The organism is Kineococcus sp. NBC_00420 (genome assembly GCF_036021035.1).
Classification (GTDB): domain Bacteria; phylum Actinomycetota; class Actinomycetes; order Actinomycetales; family Kineococcaceae; genus Kineococcus.
Window position 1 is genome coordinate 2,785,647 of the sequence record NZ_CP107930.1, and the last position, 13,182, is coordinate 2,798,828.

Annotated in this window: 15 protein-coding genes; 9 read left to right on the forward strand and 6 right to left on the reverse strand. The window is 72.1% G+C overall.

Going from position 1 to position 13,182, the window contains the following annotated elements; translation table 11 throughout:
- The first annotated feature begins 51 nt into the window (after positions 1 to 51).
- The gene (locus OG218_RS13510; protein ID WP_328293743.1) at positions 52 to 558 is read left to right on the forward strand and encodes a TetR/AcrR family transcriptional regulator; all 507 of its coding nucleotides are present in this window, start codon (positions 52 to 54) and stop codon (positions 556 to 558) included.
- Positions 559 to 891: 333 nt separating this feature from the next.
- Entirely contained in the window at positions 892 to 1,104 is a 213-nt protein-coding gene (locus tag OG218_RS13515; protein WP_328293744.1) for a hypothetical protein, read from the forward strand.
- A 297-nt stretch (positions 1,105 to 1,401) separates the two neighbouring features.
- On the opposite strand, the gene OG218_RS13520 is transcribed toward OG218_RS13515, so the two are convergent.
- From OG218_RS13520 to OG218_RS13530, 3 genes are all read right to left on the reverse strand, one after another.
- On the reverse strand, positions 1,402 to 2,400 hold the full coding sequence (locus OG218_RS13520; RefSeq protein ID WP_328293745.1) for a phosphotransferase family protein: 999 nt from the start codon (positions 2,398 to 2,400) through the stop codon (positions 1,402 to 1,404).
- A gap of 88 nt (positions 2,401 to 2,488) precedes the next feature.
- Positions 2,489 to 3,175 carry a hypothetical protein gene (locus OG218_RS13525; protein WP_328293746.1) on the reverse strand — a complete coding sequence of 229 codons (687 nt, stop codon included), beginning with the start codon at positions 3,173 to 3,175 and terminating at the stop codon, positions 2,489 to 2,491.
- Positions 3,176 to 3,247: 72 nt separating this feature from the next.
- Positions 3,248 to 3,427: a hypothetical protein gene (locus OG218_RS13530; protein WP_328293747.1), complete on the reverse strand. Its 180-nt coding sequence runs from the start codon at positions 3,425 to 3,427 to the stop codon at positions 3,248 to 3,250.
- Positions 3,428 to 3,696: 269 nt separating this feature from the next.
- On the opposite strand from OG218_RS13530, the gene OG218_RS13535 reads away from it, so the two are divergent.
- Both OG218_RS13535 and OG218_RS13540 read left to right on the forward strand, forming a co-directional pair.
- Positions 3,697 to 4,941, forward strand: coding sequence for a multidrug effflux MFS transporter (locus OG218_RS13535; protein WP_328293748.1), 1,245 nt, complete (start codon positions 3,697 to 3,699; stop codon positions 4,939 to 4,941).
- A gap of 38 nt (positions 4,942 to 4,979) precedes the next feature.
- Positions 4,980 to 5,600, forward strand: a complete 621-nt coding sequence (locus OG218_RS13540; protein ID WP_328293749.1) for a pyridoxamine 5'-phosphate oxidase family protein — start codon at positions 4,980 to 4,982, stop codon at positions 5,598 to 5,600.
- 19 nt (positions 5,601 to 5,619) lie between these two features.
- Here OG218_RS13540 and OG218_RS13545 read toward each other — a convergent pair whose 3' ends face one another.
- Entirely contained in the window at positions 5,620 to 6,546 is a 927-nt protein-coding gene (locus OG218_RS13545; RefSeq protein ID WP_328293750.1) for an NAD(P)H-binding protein, read from the reverse strand.
- Between the two features lie 71 nt (positions 6,547 to 6,617).
- Here OG218_RS13545 and OG218_RS13550 point away from each other — a divergent pair, with 71 nt between their 5' ends.
- The 3 genes from OG218_RS13550 to OG218_RS13560 all read left to right on the forward strand — a co-directional run bounded on the left by OG218_RS13550 (position 6,618) and on the right by OG218_RS13560 (position 8,773).
- The gene (locus tag OG218_RS13550; RefSeq protein WP_328293751.1) at positions 6,618 to 7,052 is read left to right on the forward strand and encodes a MarR family winged helix-turn-helix transcriptional regulator; all 435 of its coding nucleotides are present in this window, start codon (positions 6,618 to 6,620) and stop codon (positions 7,050 to 7,052) included.
- 72 nt (positions 7,053 to 7,124) lie between these two features.
- Positions 7,125 to 7,358 carry a hypothetical protein gene (locus OG218_RS13555; RefSeq protein ID WP_328293752.1) on the forward strand — a complete coding sequence of 78 codons (234 nt, stop codon included), beginning with the start codon at positions 7,125 to 7,127 and terminating at the stop codon, positions 7,356 to 7,358.
- Positions 7,359 to 7,888: 530 nt separating this feature from the next.
- Positions 7,889 to 8,773 carry a MerR family transcriptional regulator gene (locus OG218_RS13560; protein WP_328293753.1) on the forward strand — a complete coding sequence of 295 codons (885 nt, stop codon included), beginning with the start codon at positions 7,889 to 7,891 and terminating at the stop codon, positions 8,771 to 8,773.
- 26 nt (positions 8,774 to 8,799) lie between these two features.
- Here the strand turns inward: OG218_RS13560 and OG218_RS13565 are convergent, their stop codons facing one another.
- Positions 8,800 to 9,831 (reverse strand): GGDEF domain-containing protein, encoded by a 1,032-nt coding sequence (locus OG218_RS13565; protein WP_328293754.1) that lies wholly within the window; start codon positions 9,829 to 9,831, stop codon positions 8,800 to 8,802.
- 258 nt (positions 9,832 to 10,089) lie between these two features.
- Here OG218_RS13565 and OG218_RS13570 point away from each other — a divergent pair, with 258 nt between their 5' ends.
- Positions 10,090 to 11,400: an MFS transporter gene (locus OG218_RS13570; RefSeq protein WP_328293755.1), complete on the forward strand. Its 1,311-nt coding sequence runs from the start codon at positions 10,090 to 10,092 to the stop codon at positions 11,398 to 11,400.
- Positions 11,401 to 11,685: 285 nt separating this feature from the next.
- Here the strand turns inward: OG218_RS13570 and OG218_RS13575 are convergent, their stop codons facing one another.
- Positions 11,686 to 12,138 (reverse strand): MarR family winged helix-turn-helix transcriptional regulator, encoded by a 453-nt coding sequence (locus OG218_RS13575; RefSeq protein ID WP_328293756.1) that lies wholly within the window; start codon positions 12,136 to 12,138, stop codon positions 11,686 to 11,688.
- A gap of 86 nt (positions 12,139 to 12,224) precedes the next feature.
- On the opposite strand from OG218_RS13575, the gene OG218_RS13580 reads away from it, so the two are divergent.
- Complete coding sequence (locus OG218_RS13580; RefSeq protein ID WP_328293757.1) at positions 12,225 to 13,136, forward strand: cyclase family protein; 912 nt, start codon at positions 12,225 to 12,227, stop codon at positions 13,134 to 13,136.
- The last annotated feature ends 46 nt before the right edge of the window (positions 13,137 to 13,182 follow it).

Genomic DNA, 13,182 nt, shown 5'->3' on the forward strand with positions numbered 1-13,182 from the left:
CCCCCGCCTGGCCTACGTCGAGACGCACAGGCGAACCTCGAGAAGCTTCGCGTGGCGGCCCTGGCGGTGTTCTCGCAGCGGGGACTGTCCGCTCCTCTGGAGGACATCGCCCGCGAAGCCGGGGTGAGCATCGGAACCCTCTACAACCGCGTCGGGTCCCGAGAGGAACTCATCGACGCCGTGGTGGACGACATCGCCGGCGAGAAGCTCCGCACGCTCAGGGAGCGGACGCTGAGCCGGGACTCGCCCCGCGCACGGCTGGAGACGTTCATCCGCGAGATGATCGACCTGCAGCTCAGCGACCCGGCCATGAACGACGCCATGCTGCGGCGCTACCCCGACGCCGTGCTCCTCATCAACGCCTGTGAGCGGTCCATGGCCCTCGGGGCAGAGCTCGTCGAGAACGCCCACTCCGCCGGCGTGCTCGCGCCGGACTTCACTCCCGACGACCTCATGGCCTTGTTGTGGATGGCAGGAATGGCGAGCCACGACCCCGCAGCTCCGGACGGCTGGCGTCGAGTCGTGGATCGCAGCATCTCCGCCGCGTGGACCGGATGACTCAGGCCGGCCGGACCCGGCGTCGCGCTCGGCGGTGGTCGCGCAGCCAGGACCGCCGGTGATGACGACAGACCCGCCGGATCGTGTCGTTCTCCACGCCACGGTGGGGCTGTTCTACACGCCGTGCGCGTCGACCCTGGCGACGAGAAGAGTTGCAGCAGCACTGGTCGCAGTGTCTTCGCAGGACTTCACGGTCATCCCGGAGTCGTGTGCGTCGTTGTCGCCTCGGACCACCCCTGGACCCCCACCCCTGGCGAGTCGCACGAGACCAGGTCCGGTCAACGGCTGACCGAGCACCCCGCGCGGGGATCCGCCGGCGACTACGATGGAGCCGTGCTCAGCGACCAGACCCGGCAGGCGCTCCGTGTGCTGCGCTGGCGCGGTGCTGACCACCTCGAGGACGCTGCGCGGGGGCTGCTGCGCCGCCCGCGCCCGCTTCCGGCACCTCCGACGGGGCGTCCGCGGTTGGGTGAGGCCCAGCTGGACCAGCTGATCGAGCAGACCGTCCTGGCGCCGCGACGAGTCCAGCCTCAGGGCCGGTCCTGAACGACTGGGTCCCGCTGCACGACGGTTCGACCTCACGGCGAGAGCTGAAGGACTTCATCACCGCCCTCAGCCGCCGTCCACCGCTGTGGGAGCGCCACGTGATCGAAGAGCTGCAGTACCTGGCCAGCACGTTGCCTTCCCCGCCCCGCGAACCGGACTCGCCCGCCACCGCGGCGAAACCCGCTGCCACGCCGACTCCGACCTGGCTCCGGCACCTGACCCGACTTCACTCATCTGACGATGTCCGCGAGGTGCTGTCGTCGTGATCGAGCTGACCCTGCGGAGATGACCTGCGACTCACCAGGTGAGTCCGTCGAGGTGGTTGCGACCGGACAGCAGACCGGTGATGCGGTTCCGCGCCATCTCACGGACCCCAGGCTGAGGATGATGGGCGTAGAGGGCGAGCTCCACGTACATGTCGTAGAAGTTCAGACGCTCGCGCAGGTGCTCCCGCTCGAACAACTCCGGGTACGCGCCGCGCAGCCACCGCGGGACCTCTGCCAGCGAGGTCTCCTCGAGCCCTCGCTCGTCGGGCGCGGGTGGGAACTCCCGCGACCGCGCACACCAGCGCAGGACGGTGTCGAGCTCGACGTCGACCGGCTGGGCCAACGCCTCAGCGAAGTCGATGAGGCCGGTGACGCGTCCCTGGTCGACGATCACGTTCGACCCGTGCAGATCACCGTGGACGAGGACGGGTACGTCAGGGGCGAAGAGGGCCAGCCGCTGCTCGATCCAACCGGCGACGTCGACGAGCAGGTGCGGATCGTGACCGGGCAGCCGTCGGGCCGCCTCCACCAACGCCAGCGTGGCACCCACCACGGGCGGGTGGAACGCAGGCCACGGCTGACCATCGAGCGCTCCGACCAACCAGGGCGGCAACAGGCCGGCCGGGACGGGGATGCGGTGAAGGGCCCGCAACGCTGAGCCGAGGCTTTCGATCATCGATCGGCGGGTGGGTGGGTCCGCCGTCGGCCACGCCTCGTGGAGGGTCTGCCCGGGCAGGCGTTCGGAGACGGACCACGGCCCGTCCGGGCCGTCGCCGTGGGCGAGCAGTCGTGCGTGGGGGACGTCGCTACCGGCGAGGAGGCTGACGACTGCGGCTTCGTGGCGGTAGGCGTCGCGGTGCCGTGCGTCGGTGTTCAGACGCACGACGCATCCATCGCCGACCCAGGCGCGACTCACCCAGCCGGACTTCGGGTGGAACCGTCCCGTCGTGGGTAGACCGGCGGCCTCCAGCGTCCTCGACAGCACCGGATCGTGAGTCGGCTCGAGGGGGGTCGTCGGGTGAGTGGTCACGGTGCTCCTCCGACGGGCTGGTGAGGCGACCACCGTAGCCACGTCCGTGCCGCGAACAGGACGCGCGCTCGTGCCGCGGTGCGCACGGTCATCCCGCGTCCCGCGCCAGCTGCACCGCGTCCACCGCTGATCGCCGGGTGAGCATCGTGACGTTCCACCGACGATCCGTCCCCTCCGCGGAGCGGGAGACCGACCACCCCACGCTGACCGCTCCACTGCGGTCGGCCTGGACCCCGACCGCGGTCCCGCCGACCTCGACGACGGTGCAGTCACCCCCCGCCTGTGCAGGGACGAGCGAGCCGTCGACGTCCAGGTGCTGCCGGCGGTGGACCATCGACAGCGGCCAGGGCCGGTCGTCGGCTTCCTGGACGTAGAGCGCCGTGACGTCGGATCGCAGCACGGAGGACCTGCTGGCCTGACGCCAGTCCAGCTGCCGGGGGAGGTAGAAGGCCGCGAACAGCGCGGTGACCTCCCGCCCGTCCTGGTCGACGTCGAGGGTCGGCTCACCGTCTCGCCCCGGCACGGCCAGCACTTCCCGCTGACCGGTGGTCAGGCGGCCGGGCAGGCGCACCGGGGCAGAGCCGGTGAGCAGGTGCAGGCGGTCCGCGGTCACGGGAACCCAGGACCGGTGCAGGTGACCGGGCGCGCGGGTGAACGGCCGCAGCGCGGACGTCAGCTCCTCACCACGCCTCAACCCCTGCAGGGCCTCGACCACCTCGCTCGGCAACTGCTCCGGTCGTTCTCCGTCCGGCATCTCCAGACCTCCCGTCCTCACGGCGACGACCTCCCAGCTGGGCCGGCCCCCGACGGTGTCACCCCGCGAGACCGCAGGGGGACCGCGCCGGGATCACCAGGTCGTGTCCGAGGAGGTGGCCCGCACGACCAGCGCTCCGCGCTGACCGGGGATCGTCTGGAACCGTCCGACGAGGCGACCAGGACGTGCAGGTTGCCCAATCTGCTCGTCGCCCCGCTCGTCGTCGTCGTGCAGCGCCGCCAGCACCCCCCGCACCGCCTTCCCGGGGGTCACCCGCCCCGGCGCCGCAGGGACCGGTGGAGCGTCAGATGACCAGGGCGCTCACCACGACGAGCAGCACCACCAGCCCGCCGACGACGACCGGTGCGGACCGGCGCGGCGGGCGGAGGCCGTGGAGCGGTTGCGTCACGAACTCACCGTGCCGCAGCAGCGACCGCCACCGGGCGGCTTCGCTCCGGTCCGAAGGGCTGCACCTCCCGGCCATCGGGGCTCGTAGCCGCGCCGGCGGGTGGTGGAGCCGCCGGAGTGTGAAGCTGGTCCGGATGGCTGACACCGCAGGAACCGCCGAGACGTCCTCCCCACCCGCCGGGCGGGACACCGCGGTCGGGCTGCCCCCGCTGCTGCCGCTGGCGGTGGTGGTGGGGATCGCGCCGCTGGCCACGGACATGTACATCCCGGCGCTGCCCGCGATCGCCGCCGACCTGGGCACCAGCACGTCGGCCGTCCAGCTGTCCCTGACCGCCTTCCTGGTGGCCTTCGCCGTCGGGCAGCTGCTCATCGGACCGATCTCCGACGCGGTGGGGCGCCGACCGCTGCTGCTGGCCGGGACGACGACGTTCGCGGTGGCCTCCGTCGTCTGCGCGCTGGCTCCGGACCCGGTGACCCTGGTCGTGGCGCGGTTGCTGCAGGGTCTGGCCGGCGCGGCCGGGTCCGTCGTCGGGCGGGCGGTGGTGACCGACGTCCTGCAGGGCGCGGCCCGCGCCCGGACGATCAGCTCGCTCGCCGCGATCAACGCCCTCGGTCCCGTCCTGGCCCCGCTGCTGGGGGCGGCACTGCTGCTGGTGGGGGAGTGGCGGTTGATGTTCGTCGCGCTGGCGTGCCTCGGGCTCGTCCTGGCCGCGAGCGTGAAGTTCACGTTCCACGAGACGCTCCCCCCGCACCGCCGGGCCTCCGGGGTCGGGTTGCGCGCCTCGGCGGCCCGCATGGGGACCCTGCTGCGGATCCCGCGCTTCAGCGCCTACCTGGTGACCTCGTGCTGCGCCACCGCGGGGTTCTTCGCCTACATCGCCACGAGCTCGTTCGTCTTCCAGAGCCAGTTCGGCTTCTCGGAACCGGCGTACACGCTCGTCTTCGCCACCAACGCGTCGTGCATGATCGCGAGCACGCTGGTCTTCCGTCGTCTCGTGCGCCGCCACGACGAGGACGTCCTGCTCTCGATCGGGCTGGGCGTCGCCGCCGTGGGGTCGCTGGGCGTCCTGACCGCGGCCCTGCTCGGCGCGGGACCCGGACCGGTCTGGGCCTGCCTGGCCGTGGTCACCGGAGCCTGGGGGTTCGTGATCACCGGGTCCGCGACGCGGACCCAGGCCCTCGGGCAGGCCCTCCCCGGGACGGCCGCGGCGTTGCAGGGCGGTCTGGCCTTCGGCGTCGGCGGTCTGGGGACACCGCTGGCCGGGGCCCTGGGCGGGACCGCCGTCGCCATGGGGGCGGTCATGGCGTCGGGGCTGAGCGTCGCCGTCGTCATCCAGCTCGTCGCGACCCGCCTCGCGGCCCGCGCCCACCGGGGCTGAACCACCCGCGGACGGCGGGAATCGGCAAGACTGCGGGCATGCAGGAGATCACCGACGAAACCGAACTGCGCGAGCTCATCGGCGAACCGCTGCCGCGGGCGTGGGAGAAGGAACGCACGTCCCTGCACGAGCTGGACCGGGCCTGGCTGGCGGCGTCCCCGTTCTGCCTGCTGGCCACCGCCGGCGCCGACGGCTCCTGCGACGTCTCGCCCAAGGGCGACCCGGCGGGGTACACCCTCGTCCTCGACGAGGGGACCATCGCCATCCCCGAGCGCCCGGGGAACCGTCGCGTGGACAGCCTGCGCAACATCCTGACCAACCCCCACGTGGGGTCGATCCACCTGATCCCCGGACGGGGGGACACCCTACGCATCAACGGTCGCGCCCGCCTCGTGCGCGACGCCCCCTTCTTCGACGACATGGTGGTCAAGGGCCACCGCCCGGTCCTGGCGATCGTGGTCGAGGTCGAACAGGTCTTCCACCACTGCTCCAAGGCGTTCCTGCGCTCGCAGCTGTGGCAGCCGGAGACCTGGGCGCCGCAGGCCGTCCCCCCGCGGGCCGTCCTGGCGCAGACCCTGGAACGACCGGACGCGACGCTGTCGGACCTCGAGGACTACTACGGTCCGAGCTACGCCGACGGGCTGTACCGCGGACAGTGACCCGTGGGCGCCGCGCGGCTCAGGCGGTGCGGAGTTCGGTGCGGTGGGCCGCGGCGAAGTCGGCGACGGTGACGGCGGGGCGTCCCAGCAGGTCGGGGACGTCGGTGGTGCACAGCCGGCCGTCGTCCGCACCGCGGCGCACCACGTCCACGAACTGGTGGACGAGGCCCCTGGCCTGCCACGCGGGGGCACCGGTGGCGCGCAGCACGCCGTAGAAGAGCGGCGCAGGAACCTGGACGTAGCGCACGCGGTGCCCGAGCGCGGCGGTCAGCACGCCGGCGACCTCCGGGTAGGACAGCGGCCGGTCGCCGGTGAGCCGGTAGACCCGTCCGTCGTCCCCGGCGCCACCCTGGACGGTGGGATCGGTGAGGACCCGGGCGCCCACGGCGGCGACGTCGAGCACGTCGATCCAGGCCGTCGCCCCGTGCCCGCTGGTCTGCGGCAGCCACCCGCGCCGGATGGCCGCCGCCTCCACGAGCAGGTTCTTCGTGAACGCACCCGGCTGCAGGCGCGTCCACGCCAGACCGCTGCGCCGCAGGTGCTCGTCGGCCAGGGCGTGGTCGCGGGCCCAGGGGATCGCCGAGCGGGGGTTGGCGTCGGAGGCGGACACCTTGACGACGTGGCGGACCCCCGCGGCGACCGCGGCGTCGATCGCGTCGCGGTTCTGCCGGAACTGCTCCAGGCCCGGGGGAGTGTTCAGGAAGACCTGGTCGCACCCGCGCATCGCGGCGCGCAGGCTGTCGGTGTCCTCGAAGCTGCCGAGGACGGCGTCGAGGCCGCGCTCGGTGAAGGCGCGGACCTGTCCGGGCCGTCGGGCCAGGACCCGGAACGGGACGCCCCGGGCGGCGAGGTCGTCCACGAGGTGGGTGCCGACGTCCCCGGTGGCGCCGATGACCAGCGACCGGGCCGGGGTGTCGTCGGGACGGGGCGGGGTGGGGAGAGTCACGTCGACCTCTTCACTAGCAGGAACCTGTTGGTGAGAGACTGCACTCCTCTCGAGGAGGTGGCAAGCCGACCGTGGACGTGACCGAGGACGACATCGACGCGCTCGTGACGTGGTCGCTGATCCGCGCCGCGCACCGCGCCCAGCGCGAACTCACGGCCGTGTTCGCCCACCACGGGTTGTCGCCGGTGCAGTTCGGCGTGCTCTCGCACCTGGGCACCGGAGCCGAGTTCACCCAGGCCCAACTGGCCCGCAAGGTGCTGGTGCGACCGCAGTCGTTGAGCGGGGTCCTGGACGGGATGGTGGCCCGCGACCTCATCACCCGGGACTCCGAGCGGACCAGGGGACGGCGCAACCCGCTGGCCCTCACCCCCACCGGCCGCGACCTGCTCGCCGAGGTCTGGCCGTCGGTCCAGGCCGCGAACCGGCCCGAACGGTTGGACATGAGCGCGGCCGAGGTGGCCGCCCTCAACGGGGTCCTGCTGCGGATGGTCGACGGGGACGGGTGACGCCGTGGCCCGCCTCGGCCCGGAACCCGCACCCTCTCGACACCGCCGCCCGCAGTGGGCACGCTGAGCGACGTGACGTCCTCCGCAGAGCCCCCCAGCGCCGGGCCCCGGACCTCTCTCCGACGCGTCGTCCTGGCGGCCCTGGGTGCCGCGGTCGTCACGTGGCTGCTGTGGCACTTCGGCTTCGGCGACAGCACCGGCGGATCCGCCGTCCAGGCCGTCCTCGTCTTCGTCGTCGTGACCGGCCCCGCGGGTTTCGAGCGGTGGAGCGGGCGGCGCGCAGGATCACCGCGGAAGACCGGCTGACCGGGCGCAGAGCAGCGCGAGAACCACCCCGCTCCGTTCGATGGTCCTCGACCTCGGTCAGCGGTGTCCGCCTCGAGTTCGGATCGGCGGCCGGTACGACTGCTCGATCGACGAGCGGCGGTTCGCGGCCGTCTCGACCATGACCGGGGGAGCGCTGTTCGCCCTGGTGACGGGTCTGTGGCCGACCGTGCGCGGCACGCCAGCGCACGTCCGAGTTCGACACCCACCGCTGATCCGGCCGGGAGCGGGAGGAGGTCCGCAGACCCCGCAGACCCCGATCCGCGACTGCGCCCCGCCCCCGTCCGTGCTCTTCCTGGGAAACACAGAAGGATCACGAGTGGGGCGTAGGAACACGCACGCATCGACGGCGCCGGGTTCGTGGAACGAGTCGTCGCACTCCAGCGTCTCCACCCGGAGCCCGAACCTGACCGCCCGGCGACCGGACCGAGGCGTGAACTGCGGGAGTTGCACCTCCCGCAGCGTCATGTGGTGCGGTGGGCCCACGTTCCCGCACCGAGGAAGGCCCGCCCATGCTCTCGTCCTTCGTCCGGCGTCAGGTCACGATCGGTGACGCGGCCGCGTTCGTCGGCACCACGCCGCGCGCCATCCGGCACTACCACGACATCGGCCTGCTCCCCGAGCCCGAGCGGGGCAGCGACAACCGCCGCCGCTACGGCTACGACGACGTGCTGCGGCTGTTGTGGATCCGGAAGACGGCCGACGCGGGGATCGCCCTGGACGACGTCCGGGACGCCTTCACCGACGCCCCGGACCGCTCCGACGGCGACCACGCCGTCCAGAGCGTCCTGGAGCGACTGGAGGCGACCCTCGCCGCCCAGGAGGCGGAACTGCGGCGGCAGCGCACCGCCGTGCAGCGCATGCGCCGGCGCGGACCGCGGTCGGGGTTGCTCTCCGACGTCGTCGCCGCCCGCCTCGAGGGCCTGCCCGAGGGTTCCCTGCGCCGGACGGACCTGGACGCGCTGTTGATCACCGAGCGGATCTTCGGCCCGCTCGGTGCGGCCGTCCAGGCGTCCCGCTTCATCGCCCTGGCGACCCGTGACGACCTGCGGGAGCAGGAGGACCGCCTCGACGCCGCCGAGGAGGCGCTCGACGACACCGTCGCGGTCGACGACCCCCGGGTGGCCCGGGTCGCCGGTCAGCGGCACGCCTTCGAACTGGCGCTGCACGCCGTCATCGAGGAGTCCGGCCTGGCCGACGCCGAGGAAGAACTCTTCGACTCCTGGGACGCTCTGCACCCCGCCGGCGTCGACGACGGACCGGACGCGACCGGTGGCTCCCGCGGCAGGCGGAGTTCCCCGAGCGCCACCGACGCCGTCCGGAACCTGCCCCACGACTGGTCGCCGGCCCGCCGCCGCTGCATGGAACTGGTGCTGGAACTCTCCACCCGGGAGTGACGGGCCACCCGGTCCGGGGATCCGGCCTAGGCCTCCGGCCACACCTGGGTGACCACCCGGTTCCTGCCCTGCTGCTTGGCCGCGTAGAGGCAGACGTCCGCCCGTTCGATCGCGGCCTGCAGCCCGGAGCCGACCAGGCCCCGGCGTTCGGGACGCTCGACCGTCACGACACCCACGCTGACCGTCGCCGACCACGGGGCCATCCAGTGCGCCGCACGCGTGCGCAGCGTCTGGGCGAACTCCTCGGCGCGGTCGACCGGGGTCGAGGAGAGGACGAGGAACTCCTCCCCACCCATGCGGACGACCACGTCGTCGTGGCGGGTCTCCCGCGCGAGCCCGGCGCTGAAGCAGCGCAGCACCTCGTCGCCCACGGCGTGACCGTGGGTGTCGTTGATGGCCTTGAAGTGGTCGATGTCCAGCGCGAGGACCGTGCAGGTCCCCGTGCCGGCGGATCCAGCGAGGTGCTCCTGCAGCGCACGGCGGTTCGACAACCCGGTGAGGGGATCGGTGAGCGACTGCCGCCGCAGGGCGGTCGCGGCGCTCTCGAGCTCCCCGCGCAGTCGCAGGACCACCTCGCTGGTGCCGACGAAGGCCAGCAGCGGGAGGGCCACCAAGGTCGTCCACTGCAGCGGTTCCGCGGTCACCGCCCGCATGACGACCGCCAGGCACAGCGTCAGGACGAGCGAGACCACGCGGCACGCACCGCGGGAGAGGTAGACGGCCGCGAACACCGCGTTGGGCAGCAGCAGGACGACGTTGAGCATCCCGCCGGCCCGGCTCTGGTTGGCCAGCACCGACAGGACGACCAGGCCCATGAGGCCCGTGATGAGTACGACGAGCACCCTGTCCGACCAGCGACGCCCGAGGGTGAGCAGGCCCAGCGCGCTGAGTCCGCCGGTGGCCAGCGAGCAGTGGAAGGCCACCGTCCACGGTCCCGGGCGCAGGGTCGTCGAATCCAGTCCGGCCAGCAGTCCGATGAGGACCGAGACGCCCACCAGGGCCGCGAGCACCCGGGCGCGGGAGGGTGCCGGGGCCGGCGGATCGGCGGACGTGGGCACGCAGGCTCCAGGGCTCGGCGGAGGAGGCGGACACCGACGGGGTGTCGTTCCTGCATCGGCCACGAGGCGGCACGGGTTGACCCCGCGTCACGAAGTTCCCCGACGACCGCTCACCCGGGGACGATGAGCAGGACGCGGCTCCTGGAGCCGGAATCGACCTGGTCGTGGGCTTCGCCACGGCCCGCTGCTCTGCGATGAGGCCACGTCTCCTCTGATGCCGGTTCGCCTGACGGCGAACGATCAGATCGGACGACCTGCGTGCCTCCTCGAATCCTCGACGCCCTGCGTGCCGCGCTCTTCCCGCTCGGGCGCGTCCGGGGCCCGGTCTCGACCCTGAACACCGCCGATCTCAGAGCCTTCCGCGCCACCCTCCTCGGTACGCTCGTCACGTCGGTGGGGCTCGGACTGACGCTGCCGTTCACCTTCGTGTACTTCGACCACGTCCTCGGGCTCGCGCTGCCCGTCGTGGGGTTCGTCGTGGCCGGTGCAGCCGTGCTCGCCCTGGGTGCCACCGCCGCGGGGGGCGTGATCGCCGACCGCATCGGGCTGGGACGGGTCGCGGTTCTCGGTCTGGTGCTCCAAGCCGGCGGAACCACGCTCCTGGCCCTGGCGCGTGAACCGGTGGCCGGGGCCGCAGGCCTGGCCGTGCTGTCGATGGGCAACGCGTTCGTGTGGCCCAGCCTGAACGGGCTCGTCACCCACCAGGTCCCGGCCGAGCGCAGGTCGCGCGCCTTCGCCGTGCGGTTCGGCCTCATGAACGTCGGGCTCGGTGCCGGATCCCTCACTGCGGCAACGACGGTGTCGGTCGCGCGTCCGGGCAGCTTCCACGTGGTCTACCTGCTCGATGGCGCATCGACCGCGGTCTTCGCGCTCATCCTCTTCGTCGGACTCCGGAACACGGCGGGCTGGACGGCGCACGCTCACCGCACGAGGGAGGCCGCCCCGACCGGTTACCGGACGGTGCTGCGAGACGGGCACTTCGTCGCCCACCTCGTGGTTCTGCTGGCCTTGGCGATCTTCGGGAGCTCGCAGACCGAGGGTCCGTGGGCGGCGTTCGTCGCCCTGACGCCCGGCGGGTCCACTCGGGTCATCGGTCTCGGCTTCGCGGCCAACACCGCAGCGATCGTCGTGTTCCAACTGCCGGTGGAACGCTGGACCAGGGGACTGCGACGCAGCCGGCTGCTGGCCTCGTGCGCACTCTCGGGGGCTCTGGCGTGGGTGCTGACCGGGATCGCGAGCCTGCCCGGACTTCCGGCGACGGTGGCGGGAACGCTCTTGGTGTCGGCGTTGGGGGTGTTCGGGGTGGGGGAGACCTTCCTCAGCCCGGTCATCAACGCCGTGCCGAACGCTCTGGCGCCAGATCACCTCCGCGGTCGGTACAACGCGCTGAACTCGGCCACCTACCCGGTCTCCAAGTTCATCGGTCCGCCCCTGGCCGGAGTCCTGATCGGGAGTGGAACACCGAACTCCTGGGTCGGCGTGGTCACGATCGGCATGCTCGTCGCGGCCGGTGGCGCCGTCCTGCTGGGTCGTCGTCTTCCGCTCTCCGTCGAGCTGTCAGGACGGTGAGGCTCGCTGACGACACCGTCTGCGCCGCTCTGGCGCCGGTGGTCGCGGTTCTGGGTATCCGTCTACTCGGTTCGGAGCAGGAGGCGTGACGTGGGCCGGTGCCCGCTGCACCACCGCGGACAGTTCGCCTCACACCCATGGCGCACTGCGCATGCGTCCGGTCGTGGCGCGATCCTCGGCGGCCGGCGACTTCACGCTTCTGGCGATGTCCGAGCGAGAGCTGAGCACGCCGTCACCCCACGAGGTGGAGGAGCGCTGCCGCTCGAGGACGTTCGAGGTGCTCGCTCAGGTCCCGAGCGCAGCCAGGATCGAGTGCAGGTCGAGGTTGAGCCGGGCGTACGCGGTCGGGTCCAGGCCCAGGGCCTCGGGGGCGAACGCGGCCAGCACGAACGGGGTGACCTCATCCAGGAGCGCGCGACCGGTCGCGGTGGCGTAGACCGCGGACGGCAGGCCGCGACCGGCGGGAGGTGTGCGCTCAACCATCCCCTCCTCCTCCATGCTCCGGAGCAGTTCGCCCACCGACTGAGGGGTGGCCATCACCTCGCGGGCCAGGTCGGCCTGACTGCGCCCGGGGTCCTGGACGAGGTGGAGCAGCACGTTGAACTGCTGCGGGGTCAGGTCGTGGGGAGCGAGCGTGGCGATGAAGACCCGCCGCATGGCCAAGGAAGCGCGAACCAGGGTCAGCGCCGTGAACGCTTCGGGGTCGCCGCCGCTCCAGCCCGTGGGTGCGATGGACATGAAGTGAGTGTAAGTTCCCTGATGGGCATAAGGCTCCTTATGCTTTTATGGACTCCCCTCAGGATCGAGTGACCACCATGTCTTCGGTGATCGACGTCGCCAGCAGTGACAGCACCAGCAGTGACAGCAGCAGCTCGCTCCCCAGCAACTGGGGCCGCTGGGGTGCCGACGACGAACTCGGCACCCTGAACCTGATCACCGACGAGGTCCGCGCGCGGGCCGTGGCCGAGGCCCGCACCGGCCGGTGGGTGTCACTGGCGATGCCCGTCGACCCGGCCTCGATGCTCGGTGGACCGTTCGCCCCTCCCGCGCCTCCGTCCCCGCCCGTCCAGCAGGCCCTGCTCTACACCGGTACCCCGCCCATGGGCATGGCTGAACTGCTCGTCCTGAACCCGCACCACCCCGAGCTGACCCACCTCGATGCCTTCGCACACATGCCGGTAGACGGACTCGTCTACCCAGGCCGCCCCCTGACCGAAGCCGTGACCGCAGGTGGTGTCGTGCACGGCTCGAGCACGGCGTTCGCCGACGGTGTGCTCACCCGAGGGGTGCTGCTCGACCTGGCTCCCGGTGATCGGCTCCCGTCCGCACACCCGATCACCGCCGCCGTCCTCGAGGCCGCCGAGCTGCGCAGCGGGGTGCACCTGGAGCCCGGCGACGCACTCGTCGTGCGCAGTGGCTGGACATTCTCCTGGGACGGGGAAACCCCGGCACCCGGCATGACCATGGACGCCGTCACGTGGATGCAGCAGCGCGACGTCTCCCTCTACGCAGGCGACATCAGCGACACCTTCCCGCCGGTGGACCCGCAGGTCCCGATGCCGCTGCACATGGTCGGATTGACCCGCCTGGGGATGCCGTTGATCGACGGCGTCCAGGTCGATGAGCTGGCCGCGCTGTGCGCCGAACTCGGTCGCTACGCCTTCCTGCTCACCGTCGCACCGCCTCGACTGCGCGGGGCCACCGGCGTGCCCGTGAACCCCCTTGCGATCTTCTAGTTGGGCGCCTCCGAGTTCACGGTCATCCCGCTTATGTGGGTGATCG